A 19,090-nucleotide genomic window follows, 5' to 3' on the forward strand; every position below is an offset into this window, starting at 1 on the left:
AACGGCCCAGCAGGTATGCCCGGAAGTCGCAGCTCACGGACGCGTCAGGTGACGAAAACCCATCTCTCCCAGGATCTGCGCGAGCATCGAGTCGAACATCGGCTCGGGGTTGGACACCGCGAACGGGAAGCGGCCGAAGACCTCCAGGGCCACGTGACCGTAGATCCGCACCCACGACTGCGTGATGTGGTAGACCGCGCCGAGCGGCAGCACGCTCGCGTCCACCGCGACGCCGCGGTCGTTCACGGTGGCCAGCAGCACCTGCTGGAACGCCGCCAGGTCGGCGTGCAGGTTCTCCGGCGCGTCGTGGCCGAGGTCCTCCGGCAGCGGGTGGCTCGCGATCAGCCTGCCCGCGACCTCCAGGAACACCCGGCCGAACTGGTCGCCGACCTGGCCTCGGCCGTCCGGGGTGCAGGAGCCGAGCGCGTCCTCGGTGGAGGCGAACACCAGCGTGAACTCCTGCGGGTGCGCGAGCGCCCAGCGCCGGAAGCCCCGGCACACCGCGTAGACCTGCGCGCTGACGTCGTCCTCGTCGATGCCGTCGAGGTCGGCGTCGAGCTCGGCGGCCAGGTCCGTGCAGATGTCCTCGGCGAGCCGGCGGAGCAGGTCCTCGCGCGAGTCGTAGTACCGGTACAGCGCGGGGGCGGTGATGCCGACTTCACGTGCGATCGCACGCAGAGTGACGGCGTCCCGGCCGTGCTCCACGAGCAGGGCACGGGCCTGTCGCCGGATGTCACGCTCGGTCTCAGCGCGTAGCCGCTCACGGCGAGTGGCCTCGGTCATAAGTCACCCAATCAGGTTGTAAACACCGTTCACCCGGGTATAACTTCGGGACAGGTGAGTGAACACCGTTTACGTAGTTGACGCCATTCACCCAACCGTAACCCATCTGCCTGGGAGGACGCGTGTTCGCGAAGTGGGGATCGCTGGCGTACCGCCGCAGATGGGTGGTGTTGATCGCGACGGTGGCCCTGGCGGTGGTCGGCGGCATCTGGGGGCTCGGCGTGTTCGACCGCCTCAGCCAGGGCGGCTACGAGGCGCCGACGAGCGAGGCCGCGCGGGCCAACCAGGTCGCGCAGGACGCGTTCGGCCGACAGGGCGGCGACGTGCTGGTGGTCTACAACACCACCGACCCCGCCAAGCTCCAGCAGATCGCCGGCGAGCTGGCCGACCTCCCGGCGGACGCCGTGCTGAAGGTGCAGCCGCCGTTCCCGTCGCCGCAGAGCGGCAAGTCGCTCGTCGTGATCACGCTGACCTCGGGTGACTCGAACACGCAGCTCAAGCAGTACGACCAGATCGCCGACCGGCTCCAGGTCGACGGGCTGGAGGCGCAGGTGGGCGGCCTGGTGCCGACCCAGAAGGCGATCAGCGACATGTCCGCCTCCGACCTGACCAAGGCCGAGGCCGTCTCGCTGCCGATCGTGCTCGTCCTGCTCGTGATCATCTTCGGCGGCCTGGTCGCCGCGTCGCTGCCGGTGCTGGTGGGCGGTCTCGCGATCATGGGCTCGCTCGGCGTGCTGCACGCCGTCTCGCTGGTCGCCGACGTGAACTCGTTCGCGGTCAACGTGGCCAGCCTGCTCGGCCTCGGCATGGCGATCGACTACGGCCTGTTCATGGTCGGCCGGTTCCGCGAGGAGCTGGCCGCCGGCCGCGACACGCCGGACGCCGTGCGCCGGACGGTCATGTCGGCGGGCCGCACCGTGCTGTTCTCCGCGACGCTGCTGGTGATCGCGCTCGCCGGGCTCCTGCTGTTCCCGCACGGCTTCCTGAAGTCCCTGAGCTACGGCGGCATGTCGGCGGTGGCCATCGCGGCGGTCGTGTCGCTCACCCTGCTCCCCGCGTTGCTGGCCGTCCTGGGCCACCGCGTGGACAAGCTCGCCCTGCCGTGGCGCAAGAAGGCCGCCGGCGGAACCGGCAACCAGCCGAAGGTGCCGTCCGAGGCAGGCTGGCGCAGGCTCGCCGCCCGGGTGATGAAGCGGCCGGTGCTGTTCGCGCTGCCGATCGTGCTGGTCCTGCTCGCGCTCGGCTCGCCGTTCCTCGGCGTGAAGTTCGGCGAGGTCACCGAGAAGGTGCTGCCCGAGGGCAACCCGGCGCGCGTCGCCGCGGAGACGGTCAACGAGGACTTCGCCGCGCTGTCCAACTCCGGCTTCAAGATCGTGATCACCGGCGACCCGTCGCCCGCGGCCGTGCAGGAGTTCGTCGGTGACGTCGCCGCGGTGCCCGGTGTCGGCGAGGCGCAGGTCGCGGCGGAGCCGGCCGACGGCGTGTGGCTGGTCAACGCCGGGCTGGACCAGGACGCGTTGAGCGACGAGTCCAAGCAGGCGCTGCGGGACGTGCGGGCGCTCGCCGGGCCCGGTGACGAGGTGCTCGTCGGCGGCAGCACGGCGATGGTGAGCGACAGCCTCGACGCCATCGGCGAGAAGCTGCCGCTGATGATCGTGCTGCTGGTCGGCGCGACGTTCGTGCTGATGTTCCTGGCGTTCGGGTCCGTGCTGCTGCCGATCAAGGCCGTGGTGATGAGCGCGCTGAGCCTGTCGGCCACGTTCGGCGTGCTGGTGTGGGTGTTCCAGGACGGGCACGGCGCGTCGCTGCTCGGCGTCACGCCCGCGCCGCTGGAGTCCGGGATCGTGGTGCTGATGGCGGCCGTGGTCTTCGGGTTGTCCACGGACTACGAGGTGTTCCTGCTGTCCCGGATGGTCGAGGCGCGCGGTCGCGGCGCGTCGACCGAGGAGGCGGTGACCACCGGTCTGGCGAAGACCGGCCGGGTGATCACGGCCGCGGCGCTGCTGCTGATCGTGGTGACGGGCGCGTTCGCGTTCTCGCAGATCACGATGATGCGGTTCGTCGGCGTCGGCATGATCCTCGCGCTCGCGCTGGACGCCACCGTGGTGCGGATGCTGCTCGTGCCCGCCGTGATGAAGATGCTCGGCGACGCCGCGTGGTGGGCCCCGGGGCCGTTGCGGCGGATCCAGGAGCGGATGGCGATCCACGAGGAGGCGCCGGTGGAGGACGAGCGGCTGCCGCAGCACGTCTAGGCGGTCGGTCGGCGTCTCAGGAGTGGTCGACCGGTTCGAACGCGATGGCCGTGGCGGTGACGCCGCGGCCACCGTCGTTCAACCCGCCGAGCTGGAACGTGGTCAGCACCCGGTTGTCGGCGCTGTCCAGCACGGTCGCGGTGTTGCCGCTGGACAGGAACACGCGGCGGTCGCCCGGCGCGATGGCCAGCGCCTTCGCCCTGAGCCGCAACGACTTCGCGGCGCGGGTCGTGGTGTCGACGACGGCCACGCGGCGGTTGAGGGCCACGTAGACGCGGCGGCCGTCCGGGGTGACCGCGATGCTGCCCGCGCCCTTGCCGACCGGCGTCGACCAGCGCAGCTCGTCGGTGCGCGCGTCGATCATGGAGACGGTGCCGCCGCCCTCGCCGACGTCGAGCGAGCTGACGTAGACCGCGGCGCCGTCCGGGCTGACCGCGACGTGCTGCGGCATGCCCTCGACGTCGATCGTGGTCCGCGGGCTCGCGGTCTCGGTGTCGAGCACGCTCACCGTGCCGTCCTGCGCGTTGGCCACGTACAGCCGGCGGCCGTCGGGCGTGACCGCGATGCCCTGCGGCTGCCCGCCCGCCCTGATCGCCGCGACCAGGCGGAACGTCGACGGGTCGACCACCGCGACCGCGCCGCTGCCGGTGACGTAGAGGCGTTCGCCGTCCGGGCGCAGCACCGCCTGCGCGAGCTGCGCGCGGGCGTCGATGCGGCCGACGACCTTGCCCGCCACCGGGTCGACCGCCGTGATCACGCCCGCCCAGCCGTTGACCACGTACACCCGCCGGCCACCCGGCGCGACCGCCGCGCCCGTGGTCCACGCGCCGGTGTTGGCGCTCGCCACGACCCGGCCGTCGGTGGTGTCGAGCACCTGCACCCGGCCGTCGTGGGTGATCACGTAGGCCCGGGGCGCGGGTGTGCCGGCGACGGTGACGACGTGCGACCGCTCCTGGCCGGCGGCGGAGAGCGCGGCGGCGAGGAGGACGGCTGCGGTGCCCAGGGCTGCGGTGCGTCGTCGTCCCCACATGGCTGGATGGGAACACCGCCGCGCGGTTGGGATCCACCCTCGTCCTACGGACGGGTGCCTTTTGGTGCCGGACCGGGTGATGGGGTCGGGCTGCCGCCCGCGGCGGCGGGACGGGCGGCAACGGCGGCGGTGCGCCCGGCGCCGGTCGCTCGGGGGGCGAAACGACCGACGCCGGACCCCTGCCGGTGCCGGAGCACCGGTGGTCGTACCCCGACGACGTAGACCTCTACACCAGGTTGACGCAGTCCGGGCCGTTTTGGATCCCGAGAGCTACGAATCAGCCGAAATTCGCCGAGTTGCCACCAGCTTGGCGTAACGCGTGCCCGCCGTCAGGAGGACGAGGCCCGCGCCGATGAACGCGAGCACGCGCGCGATGCCGTCCAACGCGGCCATGTCGAACAGCAGCAACTTCGCCACCGCCGCGCCGACCAGCACCAACCCGGCCACCCGCAGGGACTTCCGGTCGATGCCGCGCACCAGCAGCACCAGCGCGGCGACCGTCCACGACACCGTCACGATCGAGTGACCGAAGAGGAATCCGGTCACGTCCTGCGACACCAGCAGCGCACCGCACAACACGACACCGGCCGCCGCGTACAGCAGGACGACACCCGTGACGATCCACGGGAACGGGTGCCTGCCCAGGATCCCCAGGCCCGAAGCGACCCACGGCAGCACGACCACGAGCACCCCGAGGACCAGCGCGGTCAGCATGCCGGACACCAGGAACCCCGAGCTGTCCACGCGCCACGGTTCGTCCAGCAGCAGTCGCGGCGGCACGGCGTGCGCGACGGTGAGCAGGAAACCGATGGCGCCGAACACGAGCGAGCCGACCAGCGGACCGCGCGACGCGAGGACCTTGGCCAGGAACGCCAGCACCAGGGCCTCGGCCAGCACCACCGCGGCCCGCGTGCCGCCGTCCAGGGCGATCGTCGTGGCCTGGAACAACGCGAACACGCCGACCGCGCCGACGGCCGCGGTGAAGTTCTTCGGCAACGAGCGCCGACCGGCCGCCCACAGCGCGAGCATCAGCACCGCGACCGCGCCGGCGACACCCGCGCCGAGGGTGCGGTCCAGGACGGCGGTGGTGAGCAGGGCGGGCAGCGGCGAGCCGACGGCGAGGGCGAGCGCGGTGGTGTCGGCGGGTCGGGCGTTGATGGTGAGCACGGCGGCGGCCACGCCGATCACGGCGGCGAGCAAGGAGATCCCGGCCAGCGCGTACTCGTCCGTGCGGCCGATCACCAGGACCGAGGCGATCAGCGGCGGCACGCCCGCGGTGACCGCGAGCCACGGCCAGTCGCGCTTGAGGTGCACCGGGCTCGCCGCGATCTTCAGGACCAGCAGGAACGCCACGAGCAGCGGCGTGAACCCCTGCGTGAGGACGGGTGCGCACACGGCGCAGGCCGCGACCACGCCGATGGCGAGGGCGGCCGAGTCCCAGCGCAGCGCGAGCAGCAGCCCGCCGCCCGCGATGAGCAGGCCCGTGGCCAGACCCCCGCCTCCTGGCAGGTAGTCGTAGATCGAGGTGGCGGCGATGACGTCCAGGTAGAGCACGGCGATGCCGGTGGCGGCGAGGGCGAACGCGCCGGTGCGGCCGGCCGGGGTGCGGTGCAGCCACAGGCCGAGGCCGACCAGCACGCCGCCGAGCGCGGCGCCGCCGAGGACGCGGGGCAGGGGGCCGAGGTAGCCGCGTTGGACGGCCAGGACCAGGAGGAGGACGACGCCGAGCAGCGTGACCGCGCCGCCGACCCAGGCGAGGAGCTTGCTGCCCGCGCCGTCCTTGGCGAGGCGGTCGAAGAGCGTGGGGCCGGGCGGCGGCGGAGGGGTCGGTGGCCAGTACGGGGCGGGTTGGCCCCAGCCCTGCGGCGGGCCCTGGAGTGGACCCTGCGGTGGTGGTGCGTAGCCGGGCTGGGGCGCGGGGTAGGCCGCCGGGCCGTTCGGGTGGGCGGGCGGTCGGGGCGCCGTCGGGTAGGTGGGAGCGGCCGGCTGGGCCGGGGCGTGCGCGGTCTGGGCCGGGGCGTGCGCGGTCTGGGCTGGAGCGTGCGCGGTCTGGGCCGGCTCGGTCTGCAGTGGGGCGGGCGCGGTCGGCTCACTCGCGGGCGCGCCCGTCACCGGCGCACTGGTCACCGGCGCATTGGTCACGGGCGCGCTGGTCACGGGCGTGCCGGAGGTAGGTGCGGCCGCCGTGCCGGGGGCGAGCGGAGCGGTCGACGTCGTCACCGCTTGGGCGCTGCCGACCCGGTGCAGTTCCTGGCCCACCGCCTCCAAGCGGCGGCCGAGGTGCCCGAGTTCGTACGCGAGCCTCGTCAACGGGTCCTGCCCAGTACCGGTCATGTGACCAGAGTCGCCCGGATCCGGTGTATCCGGAATCCGTACCACTACTCAACCCGGTACCGAACCGGTCACGCCGGGACCTGGCACAGTGCCACCGTGACTGTTCTCGTGCTCGGTTCGGCCAACGCGGACCTCGTCGTCTCGGTGCCACGCCGACCCGCCGGCGGTGAGACGGTGCTCGGCGGCGACACCGTCGTCCTGCCCGGTGGCAAGGGCGCGAACACCGCCGTGGCCGCCGCTCGGCTGGGCGCGTCGGTGGCGTTCGCAGGTGCGGTGGGCGGGGACCAGTACGGGGAGTTGTTGTTGGGCTCCCTGTCGTCGTCGGGTGTGCGGACCGATTTCGTGCGCACGTCCTCCCGGCCCACGGGCTTGGCCTACATCACCGTGACGCCGGACGGTGAGAACTCGATCGTCGTCGCCCCCGGCGCCAACTCCGACCTCGGTGTGTCCGATGTGGACGCCCTGACCTGGGACGACGTGTCGGTGCTGGTGTGCTCCCTGGAGGTGCCCGTGCCGACCGTGTCGCACGCCGTGCGGGTGGCGGCGTCCCACGGCGTCCGGCCGGTGCTGAACCTGTCGCCGGTGGTCGAGGTGCCCGCGGAGACGATGGCGCTGCTGGACCCGCTGATCGTGAACGAGCACGAGGCGGCGTCGCTGGCGTCGTCGTTCGAAGGGCTGCTGGCGTTGGGCCCGAAGTCCGCCGTGGTCACGCTGGGCGCCCGCGGCGCGGCCGTCATCACACCGTCCGGTGTGGTCGAGGTCGGCGCGCCCGCGGTGTCCGTTGTGGACACGACGGGTGCCGGCGACGCGTTCGCCGGCGCCCTGGCGGTCGCCCTGTCGTCCGACTCGTCCCTACCGGAAGCCGCCACCTTCGCCGCCCGCGTCGCCGCCCACTCGGTGACCTCGCCCGGCGCCCAACCCTCCTACCCGACCCTGGCCCAACTGCGAACCGGATGAACCCGCACCACCGACCACCCGAAAATGTCGGACCTCGCCGGCAGAATGAAAGCAAGGGATCCCCTTGGCGGGGACCCCTGCGAAGCCCTTCCGCACAGTTCCGGCCGGTTCCGGCCGGGGCGAAGGCGGGGCGAGGGCAGGGGTGGGCGTGTGCTGGCGTGGCTGGGCGCTGCTGCCATGGCCGGGCTGCCGATGTCGCGGGCCGGGTAGCGGGTTCGGGGTCGGTGGCGTTGGCTTGTCCTTCACGTCCCGTCGACCTGAGGGTATGGTCTAGACCATGTCGAGTGCGCGGCTGAGTGGTGTCGGGGTGAGTTCCGGGCGGGCGTCGGGGCCCGTGGTCCGGGTCGCCGAGCCCCTGGGGGAACCGCCGGTCGGGCCCGCGCCGGCGGATCCGGTGGCCGAGGCGGCGCGGATCAGGCCCGCGGCGGAGGTGGTGGTGGCCCGGTTGCGCGAACGGGCCGCCGCGGCGAGCGGTGACGCGAAGGACGTGTTGGAGACCACGGCGGCGATGGCGGCCGACCCCGCGTTGCTGTCCCAGGCCGAGAAGCTGGTCACGTCCGACTCCCTGCCCGCCGCACGGGCCGTGCACCAGGCCGCCGGCGGGTTCATCACGGCACTCGAAGCGGCGGGCGGGTACATGGCCGAACGGGCCCGCGACGTCCGCGACGTCCGCGACCGGCTGGTCGCCGAACTGCTCGGCGTGGCCGCGCCCGGTGTGCCGTCGCTCGCCTCGCCGTCCGTGCTGGTGGCCCGCGACCTGGCCCCCGCCGACACCGCCGGCCTCGACCCGGCCAAGGTGCTGGCCCTGGTCACCGAGGAGGGCGGACCCACCTCGCACACCGCGATCCTGGCCCGGTCGCTCGGCATCCCGGCCGTGGTGGCGTGCCGCGGCGTGCTCGACCTCGACGTGCCCGCCCTGCTCGTGGACGGCGACACCGGCGTGGTGCAGGCCTCCGACGGCACGGTCCGCGCGGCGCACGTCGCGGGCCGGGCGGAGTGGAACGGCGTCGGCGTGCTGCGCGACGGGTACCGGGTGAAGGTGCTCGGCAACGTCGGCTCCCCCGCCGACGCGGTCGCGGCGGCGGCCGGTGGCGCGGAGGGCGTCGGCCTGTTCCGGACCGAGTTCTGCTTCCTGTCCGCCGCGACCGAGCCGTCGGTGGCCGAGCAGCGCGAGGCGTACGCGGCGGTGCTGGCGCCGTTCGCGGGCAAGCCCGTCGTGGTCCGCACGCTGGACGCGGGCGCGGACAAGCCGCTGCCGTTCCTGGCGCCCGAGCCGGAGCCGAACCCCGCCCTGGGCGTGCGCGGCCTCCGGGTCGCCTTCGACCGCCCCGACGTGCTGGAACGCCAGCTCGAAGCGATCGCGCTCGCGGCCGCCGACACCGACGCCGACGTGTCGGTGATGGCGCCGATGGTCGCCACCGCCGCCGAGGCCGCGTGGTTCGCCGAACGGGCGCGCGCGGCCGGCATCCGGCGCGCGGGCGTGATGATCGAGATCCCGGCGGCGGCCCTGAGCGCCCACGAGGTGCTGGCCGCGGTCGACTTCGTCTCCATCGGCACCAACGACCTGGCCCAGTACGTGTTCGCGGCGGACCGGCAGGTCGGCGCGGTGGCCGCGCTCAACGACCCGTGGCAGCCCGCCCTGCTGCGGCTGATCAAGCTGGTCGGCGACGCGGGCACGGCCGCGGGCAAGCCGGTGGGCGTCTGCGGTGAGGCCGCCGCCGATCCGCTGCTGGCGTGCGTGCTGACCGGGTTGGGCGTGACGAGCCTGTCGATGAACCACACGGCGCTGGCGGGCGTGGGCGCGAAGCTCGCCTCGACCAGCTTCGACCTGTGCCAGCTGGCAGCCCGCGGCGCGGTGGCGGCGGCGGACCCGGCGTCGGCGAAGCTGGCGGCCCGCGCCCCTCACTGACCGACGGCGTCCAGCAGGGCGTCCCGGACCAGCTGGATCAACGGGTGGTCCTCGCTGCCCCGGCGAACGGCCGCGACCACCCGCCGCAACGGCGCCGTGCCGCGCACGGGCACGCCGCGCACGGCGTTGCGGGGCACCAGAGCCACCCCCGCGCCCGCCCGCACCAACGCGCCGATGGCCCGGAAGTCGTCGGACGTGTGCGTGATCCGCGGCGCGAAACCGGCGTCCTCGCACGCCAGCTGCACGACGTCGCGCACCGGGTTGCCGGGCAGCGTCACGACCCAGTCGTCGTCCGCGAGGTCGGCCAGGTCCACCTCCGCCCGACCGGCCAACGGGTGCGCCGGCGGCAGCACCACGTCGAACGGCTCGGTGTAGAGCGGGAACCGGGTCAGCCGCCGGTCGTCGGTGCGCAGCCGGTACTCCTCGGTGATCGCCAGGTCGATCTCGCCGTCGAGCAGCAGCGGCACGCTGGCGTGCCCCTCCACGTCGCGCACCCGCAGCGTCACGTCCGGCGCGGTCACCCGCAGCGCGGCCAGCGCGGGCGCGACGACCTGCGTGATCGCCGACGCGAAGCTGCCGACCTCGACCCGCCCGGTCGCGCCGGAGGTGAACGCGGCCAGCGTCGCCTGCGCCCGCTCCAGCTCCGCGGCCACCGCGTTGGCGTGCCGGACCAGCAGCTCGCCGGCGGCGGTCAACGACACCCGCCGGCCACGCCGCCGCAGCAGCTCGTGCCCCACCTCGGACTCCAGGGCGGCCAGCTGCTGCGACACCGCGGACGGCGTGAGGTGCAGGGCCTGCGCCGCCGCCGTCACGGTGCCGTGGTCGGCGAGCGCGCGCAGCACCCGCAGCCGTCGTGGGTCGATCACGGGTACGTCGTCACGACGTGCACGCCCAGCCCGCGTGCGGTACCAAGAGCCATGCGTTCGCTCCGCGCCACGGAATCGATCATCGCCGGTCTCGGCCTGCTCGTGCTGGTCGTGTTCGGCTTCGTCGTGCCCAGCGCCCGGGCGGGCGAGCCGGAGATGAACGGCGTCGTGGTGACCCTCACGATCCTGGTGTCGGCGATCCTGCTCGTGTTCGCCGGCATCTGGGGCCCCGGCGGCAAGAAGTGAGCCCTCACATCCGGTCGCGGGCCGCGATGAACGCGTCCACGGCGCGGTTCACGTCGTCGGTCGAGTGGGCCGCCGACATCTGGGTCCGGATCCGCGCCTTGCCGTGCGGCACGACGGGGTACGAGAAGCCGATCACGTAGATGCCCTGCTCCAGCAGCAGGTCGGCCATCCGGGACGCCTCGGCCGCGTCGCCGATCATCACCGGGATGATCGGGTGCTCGCCCGGCAGCAGGTCGAAGCCCGCCTCGGTCATCCGCGAGCGGAACAGCGCGGTGTTCTCGCGCAGCCTGGTCAGCAGCTCGCCGGACGAGCTGAGCAGGTCGAGCGCGGCGATCGCGGCGGCGGTGATCGACGGCGCCAGCGAGTTGGAGAACAGGTACGGCCGCGACCGCTGCCGCAGCATCTCCACGATCTCCGCCCGCCCGGAGGTGTAGCCGCCGGACGCGCCGCCCAGCGCCTTGCCGAGCGTGCCGGTGACGATGTCCACCCGGTCCTGCACGCCGAACAGCTCGGGGGTGCCGCGACCGTTCGGGCCGGTGAAGCCGACCGCGTGCGAGTCGTCGACCATCACCAGCGCGTCGTACCGCTCGGCCAGGTCGCAGATCTCGTCCAGCGGCGCGAGGTAGCCGTCCATGGAGAACACGCCGTCGGTCGCGATCAGCCGGTAGCGGGCGTCGGCGGAGTCCTTGAGCTGCCGCTCCAGGTCGTCCATGTCCCGGTTCTTGTAGCGGTACCGGCGGGCCTTGGACAGCCGCACGCCGTCGATGATCGACGCGTGGTTCAGCTCGTCGGAGATGATCGCGTCGTCCGCGCCGAGCAGGGTCTCGAACAGGCCGCCGTTGGCGTCGAAGCACGAGCTGTAGAGGATCGTGTCCTCGGTGCCCAGGAACTGCGAGAGCCGCAGCTCCAGCTCCTTGTGGGGTTCCTGCGTGCCGCAGATGAACCGCACGGACGCCATGCCGAAGCCCCACCGGTCCAACGCCTCGTGCGCGGCTTCGACCAGCCGCGGGTGGTCGGCCAGGCCCAGGTAGTTGTTGGCGCAGAAGTTCAGCACCTCGGCGCCGGAGCCGACGCGCACGGCGGCGTTCTGCGGCGTGCCGATCACCCGTTCCGCCTTGTAGAGCCCGGCCGCGCGGATCTCGTCCAGGCCGGTCCGCAGGTCCTCGCGCATCGCGCCGTACATCAGTGAGCTCCCGTCCAGTCGAGGATGACCTTGCCGCACTTGCCCTCGCGCGCCGTCGCGAACGCCTCGTCGAAGGCCGTGTAGTCGAACCGGTGCGTGATCACCGGCGACAGGTCGAGGCCGCGTTGCAGCAGCACGGACATCGAGTACCAGGTCTCGAACATCTCCCGGCCGTAGATGCCCTTGATCTGGAGCATCTTGAGCACGACGCTGCTCCAGTCGACCGCGAACTCCTCGGCGGGCAGGCCGAGGATGGCGACCCGGCCGCCGTGCGCCATGTTGCCGATCATCTCCTGCAGCGCGACCGGCTTGCCGGACATCTCCATGCCGACGTCGAAGCCCTCGGACATGCCGAGCTCGGTCTGCGCGTCGGCGATCGTGCGCTCGGTGACGTCGAGCGCGAGGTCGACGCCGACCTTGCGGGCCAGGTCCAGCCGGTGCTCGCTGACGTCCGTGATGACGACGTTGCGCGCGCCCGCGTGCTTGGCCACGGCCGCCGCCATGATCCCGATCGGGCCGGCGCCGGTGATCAGCACGTCCTCGCCGATGACCGGGAACGACAGCGCGGTGTGCACGGCGTTGCCGAAGGGGTCGAAGATCGCGGCCACGTCCAGGTCGACGGGCGCGCGGTGCACCCAGGCGTTCTGCTCGGGCAGCACCACGTACTGCGCGAACGCGCCGTCGCTGTGCACGCCGAGGCCGCGGGTCTTGGCGCACAGGTGCCGGCGGCCCGCCTTGCAGTTGCGGCACGTGCCGCAGACCAGGTGGCCCTCGCCGCTGACCAGGTCGCCGACCTTCACCCCGGTCACCGCGGCGCCCGTCTCGACCACCTCGCCGACGAACTCGTGCCCGAGCACGAGCGGCGCGCTGATGTTGTGCGCGGCCCACTCGTCCCACGAGTCGATGTGCAGGTCCGTGCCGCAGATGCCGGTGCGCAGGACCCGGACCACCACGTCACCGGTGCCGGGGGTGGGGTCCGGGACGTCGGTCAACGACAACCCCGGCCCGGCGGTCGCCTTGACCAGTGCCTTCATGCGTGCGAGTGTGCTCCCACCCTCTTGTGCAGTCCATCAGGACTTTCTGAATTCACTCGTAAGTTCAGCTTCACAGGTGATGTTGCGGGCCATGCCGCCGAACACCACCCCGTGGAACGGCCACACCAGCCACCAGTACACGTGCCCGGCCAGCCCGCGCGGCACGAACACCGCCCGTTGCCGGTAGGTCGACCCGCCGCCGTCGGCCGCCGCGACCCGCAGCTCCAGCCAGGCCAGCCCCGGCACCCGCATCTCCGCGCGCAACCGCAGCAGCCGTCCCCGGTCGAGCTCCTCCACCCGCCAGAAGTCCAGCGCCTCGCCGACGTGCAGGCGCCGGGGGTCACGCCGCCCGCGCCGCAGCCCGACACCGCCGACCAGCCGGTCGAGCCACCCGCGCACCGCCCAGGCCAGGGGGAACGAGTACCAGCCGTGCTCGCCGCCGATGCCCTCCACGACCTGCCACAGCCGCTCCGGTGACGCGGCGGTCCGCCGTTCCCGCACGTCCACGTACGACGAGCCGCCGGACCAGTCGGGGTCGGACGGCAGCGGGTCGGCGGGCGCGCCCGGCACCGACGCCCCCGACCAGCGGGTCTCCACGTCCGCGTCGCGGACCTTCGCCAGCGCGAGCGCCACCGCCCGGTCGTAGCCGGTGTTCGCGCCCGGCAGGTACGCCTCGATGTCGTGCTCCCGGCACACCACCTCGTGCACCAGCGACTCGATCAGCGGCGACGCGATCGACCGCGGCACCGGCGTGACCAGGTTGACCCAGTGCGCGGACAGGCGCGGCGTGAGCACCGGCACCGGCAGCACGCGCCGCCGGCGCAGCCCGGCCACCTCCGCGTACCGGAGCATCATCTCCAGGTAGGTCAGCACGTCCGGGCCGCCGATGTCGAACGTCCGGTTCACCTCGGCCGGCAGCCCCACCGCGTCGACCAGGTACCGCAGCACGTCCCGCACCGCGATCGGCTGGACCCGGTTGCGCACCCAGCGCGGCGTGACCATGACCGGCAGGCGTTCGGCGAGGTAGCGCAGCATCTCGAAGCTCGCCGAGCCGGACCCGATGACCACCGCCGCCTGCAGCACCACCGCGGGCACCGGGCCGCGCAGGAACACGTCCCCGACCTCCTTGCGCGAGGCCAGGTGGGGCGACAGCGCCACGCCCGGCGGGTGCAGTCCGCCCAGGTAGACGATCCGCCGCACCCCCGCGTCCGCCGCGGCGCGCGCGGTGTTCTCCGCGGCACGCCGGTCCGCGTCGACGAAGTCCGGATCGCTCAACGAGTGCACGAGGTAGTGCACGACGTCGACGTCCCGCATCGCGGCGTCCAGCGAGGCCGGGTCGAGCACGTCGCCGCGCACGACCTCGACCTGCCCGGCCCACGGCACGTCCCGCAGCTTGCGCGGGTCGCGGACCAGGCACCTGACCCGGTGGCCCGCCGCGACCAGCCGGGGCACGAGCCGTCCGCCGAGGTAGCCGGTCGCGCCGGTGACGAGGCAGTGCACCCCACGATCCTCACCGCGCGACGGCCGGAGCGCACGACGGGGTCAGGCGTGCCGGAACCAGCGGGTCTTCTTCTTGATCTCCACGTTGCCCGCGCGCACCAGGCCGTGCACGACGAAGTGCGGTCGGCCGTTCACGCCCGTGCCGACCTTGTCCTTCAGGTTGCTCGCGGCCAGCTCCACGCCGTCGGCGTTGACCGTCGCGCCCTCCGGCAGCACCAGCTTCACCGAACCGGCCGTCACGTCCAGCTCGATGTCCACCACCGCGTGCGGGATGGACGCCTCGCGGAAGTCCAGGTCCGTCGACCCCATCCGGCTGCGCACGACGAGCTGCCGCGGCACCGTCCAGTTGCCCTTGCGGTTGACCGTCGACATGGTCGCCTTCAGCTCCTGCCGGTCGGCGGGCACGGCGAGCACCTGCTCGTTGTGCACCATGCCCGGCAGGTCCAGCAGCACGGCGTTGAGCTGGCCGCGGGTCCGCGCGGCCAGCGCCGTGTCGGTGCGCTCGGTGAACTCGTCCAGCGTGATCAGGCCGCGGCCGATCGCCTTCTGCAGCAGGCCGACGACGTGCTCCCGCTCGGCGTCGGACACCCGGAAGTCCCTGGGGTCGGTCATGGGTCAGCCCTCCGGCTCGACGTCGAGCCCGTGCTCGATCGCGTACCGCGCCAGCTCGACGCGGTTGTGCAGTTGCAGCTTGCGCAGGGTGGACTGCACGTGGTTCTCCACCGTGCGGTGCGAGATGACCAGCCGGTTCGCGATCTGCCGCGCCGTCAGGCCCTTGGCCACCAGCCGCAGCACCTCGGTCTCGCGCTCGGTGAGCTGCGGCTTGTCGTCGTCGGGCGTGGCGGCCATCCGCCGGTACTCGCCGAGCACCAGCCCCGCCAGCCCGGCGGTGAACACCGCGTCACCGGCCGCGGTCCGGTTCACCGCCTCCACCAGCTCCTCGGCCGACGCCGACTTCACCAGGTAACCGGACGCGCCCGCCTTCACCGCCTCCAGCACGTCGCTGTGCTCGCCGCTCGCGGACAGCACCAGCACCCGGGTGCCCTCCAGCGACCCGGTGATCATCGTGGTCGCCTCCACCCCCGTCGTCTCGCCGAGGTTGAGGTCCATCAGCACCACGTCGGGACGCACCGCGCGGGCGATCCGCACGGCCGACGCGGCGTCGCCCGCGGTCGCGACCACCTCGAAACCGCGTTCGGCCAGGTCGCGCGCGACACCGTCGCGCCACAGCGGGTGGTCGTCCACCACCATCACGGACACGCTCATCTGTAGACCCGCACCTCCCACTCGGCGCCCTCCCCCGGCCCCGTCTGCAGCTCAAGGGTCCCACGCAGCGCCTCGACCCGGCCCCGGATGGACTGGGCGACGCCCATCCGCCCCTCCGCCTCGGCGGAGGCCAGCCGGCCCTCGGGGATGCCGGGGCCGTCGTCGCGCACGCTGATCACGACCTCGTCGCCGAGGTCCTCCAGCAGCACCCACGCCCGCGCGTCCGGGCCCGCGTGCTTGTCCACGTTGGACAGGGCCTCGCGCACCACGGCGGTCAGCTCGAACGCCGTGCCCGCGGGCAGCATCACCCGGGTGGCCGGTGTGGACACGTGGAACCGGGACGTGGCGAGCAGCTGCAACGCCGGCCGCAGGTCCGCGTCGCCGTCCACGGTGGACTCGGTCGGCGCGGCGGCCACCAGCGACCGCAGCGCGACTTCCTGCTCACCGGCCAGCTCGGCCAGTTCCGCCGCCTCGCCGCCGAGCTCCGCGCCGCGCTTGCGCACGCGGGCCAGCACTTGCAGCACACCGTCGTGAATGGACCGGGCCAGCCGCTCGCGCTCCGCCGTGGCCGCCTCGGTCCGCAACGCCTGCGCCAGCCGCACCGCCGTGCGGCGCGCCGTGGACGACGCCATGCCGACCACGAAACCCGCGCCCGCCAACAGGACCACGTCCCGCACCAGGTCGACGGTGAGCCCGCCCCGGTTGAGGTAGGTGCTCAGGCCGACCGCGAACCCGGACACCGCGCCCGCGACCTGCCCGCCGAGCGCGCCCGCCGCCACCGGCGGCCCGGCCGCCCAGATCGTGGTGATCAGCGGGACGTCGAACAGGAACTGAGCATCCGTCATGATCAGCGGAGAGAGGGACATCAGGCCGCACGTGACCGCGACGTCCGCCACCACGATCCACGTCCGACGCCCGCTCTCCCGGCTGTACGCCTGGATGGTGAACACCGACCAGAGGGCCATCGCCGCGATCGTCGCCCACGCGAGCCACTGGCGCTCGTAGTAGTTGTGCTGGACGATCACGTTGCCCAAAGCGAACAGGAACGTCACTACGCGTAGCGCTACCGTTCCCCGCCAGAGGTGCGCGACCGGGTCCTCCATGGCCGCTGTCCCCTGGTCGGATGGCTTTGTGTGCACGGTGTGCTCCCTTCACCCCCAATATTGCCGTGTCGGAGTGGCGTAGCTAACCCCCAGGTGGCCGTCTGTTCCGATACCGACACATGTGGAAGGCTGGCGGGAGTCACCGAGCGTGATCTCACGGGTCTGATCGTCTCCGGGGGTGGGGATCACGTCGGCGGGCTGCTGCGGCGAGGGAGGGCCGAGCGTGCGCCACTGGCCACTGTGGACGCTGAAGCGCTCCGCGCTGGCCTACTGGCTGCTCGTGGACCTGCTCGCGCTGGCCGTCGTGGTCTACGCGATCGTCACGTCGCCGCAGCCCTCGCCCGGCGAGGTCGGCCGGTTCGCGGCGATCGCGGGCACCGCCGGCGCGGTGATCATCGGCAGCTCGATCTACAGCCACCGGGCGGGCGAGGCCGCGCGCAACCCGTGGGCCGCCCACCTGTGCTACCTCACCGCGGGCCTGGTCGCGCTGCCGTGCAACCTGCTCGTCCTGCTCCTCTTCGGCCCCGCGCTGCACGGCGTGCTGACCCAGCGCCCCGAGTCGCACCGCTGGGTGTTCACGCTGTCCGCGACCACGCTGGCCGTGTTCGCCACCCGCTACGTCATCGGCTGGGCCGAGCCGCGCACGGACCTCGTCGTCATGGTGCTCGGCGCGACCGTGCTGCTGGTGCTCCGCGCCGGCGTGATCGCGACCGGCCTGAAGCTGCGCAGCCCGCGCGCCCGCGGCGAGGAGGTCATCGGCGAGCCGATCGACGTGGTGCTCGGCATCGTCGCGGTGAGCATCGGCGGCCTGATGGGCTTCGTCGCCGTCACCACCCCGGTGCACGCGCTGATGGCCGGCCCGCCGCTGGCCCTGCTGGAACGGGCGGCGCAGCTGCCGCAGTGGCGGCGCTCGGCCCAGCGCGACGCGAAGACCGGCCTGGCCAACGCCGTGCACTGGGACAGCCGGGCCCGGTACGAGCTGTCCAAGGCACGGGCGCGCGAGCGGCCGATGGCCGTGATGCTGCTCGACCTCGACCACTTCAAGCGGGTCAACGACGAGGTCGGCCACTTGGCGGGCGACTCGGCGCTCAGCGCGGTCGCCCTGCTGCTGACCGGCACGGTCCGGCGCGGCGACCTGGTCGGCCGCTTCGGCGGCGAGGAGTTCGTCGTGCTCCTGCCGGACGCGGAGCCCGCCGTCGCCCGGTCCGTCGCCCAGCGCGTGCGGCACGCCGTGGCCGGCCTGGCCGTGCCCACCGTCGGCACGGACGGCCGGGAGCACCTGCTCACCGGCCTCACCGTGAGCATCGGCGTGGCGACCACCCAGCGGTTCGGCTACGAGCTGCCGGACCTGCTGGTGGCCGCCGACGCCGCGCTGCTCGCGGCCAAGGGCTACGGCCGCAACCTGGTCGAGATGGCCTGACTACGGCCGCCCGGCGTCCGGGCGCCCGCGGTCGGTGTCGTCCGACAGGGCGTCCTGGATCCGGTCGACGACTCCTTCGTCGTCGACGCGCTCACCGCCCGTGTCGACCGGACCGCTCTCCTGCGGCTCCAGCACGTCGACCTGGCGCGGCTCCACGTCCCGGTCCGACTCCGACAGCAACGACCTGATCCCCGAGTTCAGCACCGCCAGCAGCGGCACGGACAGCAGCGCGCCCGCGATGCCGCCCACGACGAGGCCGGTGGTGATCGCCAGCACCACGGCCAGCGGGTGCAGCTTCACCGCGCGCCCCAGCAGCAGCGGTTGCAGCACGTGGCTCTCCAGCTGCATCACGCCGATGAGCACGGCCAGGATGATCAGCGCCTCGATCGGCCCGTTGGCCACCAGCGCCACCAGCACCGCCACCGCGCCGGTGATCACCGCGCCCACGATCGGGATGAACGCGCCGAGGAACACCAGCGCCGACAGCGGCACCACCAGCGGCACGTCCACGATCCACAGGCCGATGCCGACGCCGACCGCGTCCACGACCGCCACCAGCGCGGTCGCCCGCACGTACGACACGAGCGAGGCGAAACCGCGCCGCCCCGCCACGTCGGCCCGACCGCGCACGTCGCGCGGCACGATCCGGATCAGGAACCGCCAGATCGCGTCACCGTCGTGCAGGAAGAAGATGAGCGTGAACAGGGCGAGGATCAGCCCGGTCAGCAGCTCGCCGACGGTGGCCGCCGTGGTGAGCGCCCCCGAGGTGATCTCGGTCTGGTTCTCCTTGACCGTCTCCACCACCCGGTCCAGGTACTGCTGGAGCTGGACGTCGCTCAGGTGCAGCGGCCCGTCCTTGAGCCAGCCGCGGATGGTGTCCAGGCTCGCGCTGACCTGCTCCTGCAGCTGCGGCAGGCCCTTGGAGAACTCGGTGATCACGAACGTCAGCACGCCGCCCACGACCGCGATGCCGCCGACGAGCACCACGCCCGTGGCCACGCCGCGCGGGATGCCCGCCCGGTTCAACTGCGACACCGCGGGCGACAGCAGCGCCGCCAGCAGCAGCGCCACCCCGGTCGGGATGACGATCGTGGCCATGAACCCGACCACGTGGAACACCACGTAGAGCGCCGCGACCACGGCCACGAACCGCCAACTCAGGGCAGCCGAGACGCGCAGCATCCGCGGCACCCTCTCGCTGATCTCA

The 19,090-nt window shown here is 73.0% G+C and carries 16 protein-coding genes; 5 read left to right on the forward strand and 11 right to left on the reverse strand.

From position 1 onward, the window contains the following. Positions 1–33: 33 nt before the first annotated feature. Positions 34–783, reverse strand: a complete 750-nt coding sequence (locus ABTZ99_RS02870; RefSeq protein WP_499607673.1) for a TetR/AcrR family transcriptional regulator — start codon at positions 781–783, stop codon at positions 34–36. 122 nt (positions 784–905) lie between these two features. Between ABTZ99_RS02870 and ABTZ99_RS02875 the strand changes: the two genes are divergently transcribed. Then, positions 906–3,035: an MMPL family transporter gene (locus ABTZ99_RS02875; protein WP_499607676.1), complete on the forward strand. Its 2,130-nt coding sequence runs from the start codon at positions 906–908 to the stop codon at positions 3,033–3,035. Positions 3,036–3,051: 16 nt separating this feature from the next. On the opposite strand, the gene ABTZ99_RS02880 is transcribed toward ABTZ99_RS02875, so the two are convergent. Both ABTZ99_RS02880 and ABTZ99_RS02885 read right to left on the reverse strand, forming a co-directional pair. Continuing rightward, positions 3,052–4,065 (reverse strand): outer membrane protein assembly factor BamB family protein, encoded by a 1,014-nt coding sequence (locus ABTZ99_RS02880; protein ID WP_499607678.1) that lies wholly within the window; start codon positions 4,063–4,065, stop codon positions 3,052–3,054. 270 nt (positions 4,066–4,335) lie between these two features. After that, positions 4,336–6,399 carry a DUF2339 domain-containing protein gene (locus tag ABTZ99_RS02885; RefSeq protein WP_499607681.1) on the reverse strand — a complete coding sequence of 688 codons (2,064 nt, stop codon included), beginning with the start codon at positions 6,397–6,399 and terminating at the stop codon, positions 4,336–4,338. Between the two features lie 96 nt (positions 6,400–6,495). Between ABTZ99_RS02885 and ABTZ99_RS02890 the strand changes: the two genes are divergently transcribed. Together ABTZ99_RS02890 and ptsP are read left to right on the forward strand one after the other, a co-directional pair. Next, positions 6,496–7,356, forward strand: coding sequence for a ribokinase (locus ABTZ99_RS02890; RefSeq protein ID WP_499607684.1), 861 nt, complete (start codon positions 6,496–6,498; stop codon positions 7,354–7,356). Positions 7,357–7,633: 277 nt separating this feature from the next. Then, positions 7,634–9,265, forward strand: coding sequence for a phosphoenolpyruvate--protein phosphotransferase (gene ptsP / locus ABTZ99_RS02895; protein ID WP_498771428.1), 1,632 nt, complete (start codon positions 7,634–7,636; stop codon positions 9,263–9,265). On the opposite strand, the gene ABTZ99_RS02900 is transcribed toward ptsP, so the two are convergent. Next, positions 9,259–10,131 (reverse strand): LysR family transcriptional regulator, encoded by an 873-nt coding sequence (locus ABTZ99_RS02900; protein ID WP_498771430.1) that lies wholly within the window; start codon positions 10,129–10,131, stop codon positions 9,259–9,261. The genes ptsP and ABTZ99_RS02900 overlap by 7 nt on opposite strands. 51 nt (positions 10,132–10,182) lie before the next feature. Between ABTZ99_RS02900 and ABTZ99_RS02905 the strand changes: the two genes are divergently transcribed. Beyond that, positions 10,183–10,377 (forward strand): hypothetical protein, encoded by a 195-nt coding sequence (locus ABTZ99_RS02905; RefSeq protein ID WP_498771432.1) that lies wholly within the window; start codon positions 10,183–10,185, stop codon positions 10,375–10,377. A 4-nt stretch (positions 10,378–10,381) separates the two neighbouring features. Here the strand turns inward: ABTZ99_RS02905 and ABTZ99_RS02910 are convergent, their stop codons facing one another. Genes ABTZ99_RS02910 through macS form a run of 6 tightly spaced genes read right to left on the reverse strand, consistent with a single transcriptional unit; the run spans position 10,382 to position 16,463 of the window. Next, positions 10,382–11,560 carry a glycine C-acetyltransferase gene (locus ABTZ99_RS02910; protein ID WP_499607688.1) on the reverse strand — a complete coding sequence of 393 codons (1,179 nt, stop codon included), beginning with the start codon at positions 11,558–11,560 and terminating at the stop codon, positions 10,382–10,384. Further along, on the reverse strand, positions 11,560–12,594 hold the full coding sequence (gene tdh / locus ABTZ99_RS02915) for an L-threonine 3-dehydrogenase (RefSeq protein ID WP_499607691.1): 1,035 nt from the start codon (positions 12,592–12,594) through the stop codon (positions 11,560–11,562). The genes ABTZ99_RS02910 and tdh overlap by 1 nt, the downstream gene beginning before the upstream one ends. A gap of 36 nt (positions 12,595–12,630) precedes the next feature. After that, the gene (locus ABTZ99_RS02920; RefSeq protein ID WP_498771438.1) at positions 12,631–14,094 is read right to left on the reverse strand and encodes an SDR family oxidoreductase; all 1,464 of its coding nucleotides are present in this window, start codon (positions 14,092–14,094) and stop codon (positions 12,631–12,633) included. 42 nt (positions 14,095–14,136) lie between these two features. After that, positions 14,137–14,706, reverse strand: coding sequence for a DUF1707 SHOCT-like domain-containing protein (locus ABTZ99_RS02925; RefSeq protein WP_498771440.1), 570 nt, complete (start codon positions 14,704–14,706; stop codon positions 14,137–14,139). Between the two features lie 3 nt (positions 14,707–14,709). Beyond that, entirely contained in the window at positions 14,710–15,360 is a 651-nt protein-coding gene (locus ABTZ99_RS02930) for a response regulator (RefSeq protein ID WP_498771442.1), read from the reverse strand. After that, positions 15,357–16,463 (reverse strand): MacS family sensor histidine kinase, encoded by a 1,107-nt coding sequence (gene macS, locus ABTZ99_RS02935; protein WP_498771444.1) that lies wholly within the window; start codon positions 16,461–16,463, stop codon positions 15,357–15,359. Before macS ends, ABTZ99_RS02930 begins: the two co-directional genes overlap by 4 nt. Before the next feature lie 223 nt (positions 16,464–16,686). Here macS and ABTZ99_RS02940 point away from each other — a divergent pair, with 223 nt between their 5' ends. Next, the gene (locus ABTZ99_RS02940; RefSeq protein ID WP_498771446.1) at positions 16,687–17,883 is read left to right on the forward strand and encodes a GGDEF domain-containing protein; all 1,197 of its coding nucleotides are present in this window, start codon (positions 16,687–16,689) and stop codon (positions 17,881–17,883) included. Here the strand turns inward: ABTZ99_RS02940 and ABTZ99_RS02945 are convergent, their stop codons facing one another. After that, the gene (locus tag ABTZ99_RS02945; RefSeq protein WP_498771958.1) at positions 17,884–19,065 is read right to left on the reverse strand and encodes an AI-2E family transporter; all 1,182 of its coding nucleotides are present in this window, start codon (positions 19,063–19,065) and stop codon (positions 17,884–17,886) included. It lies immediately after the preceding gene. Positions 19,066–19,090 lie beyond the last annotated feature (25 nt).

This window comes from Actinosynnema sp. NPDC002837 (genome assembly GCF_040295345.1).
Lineage (GTDB): Bacteria > Actinomycetota > Actinomycetes > Mycobacteriales > Pseudonocardiaceae > Actinosynnema.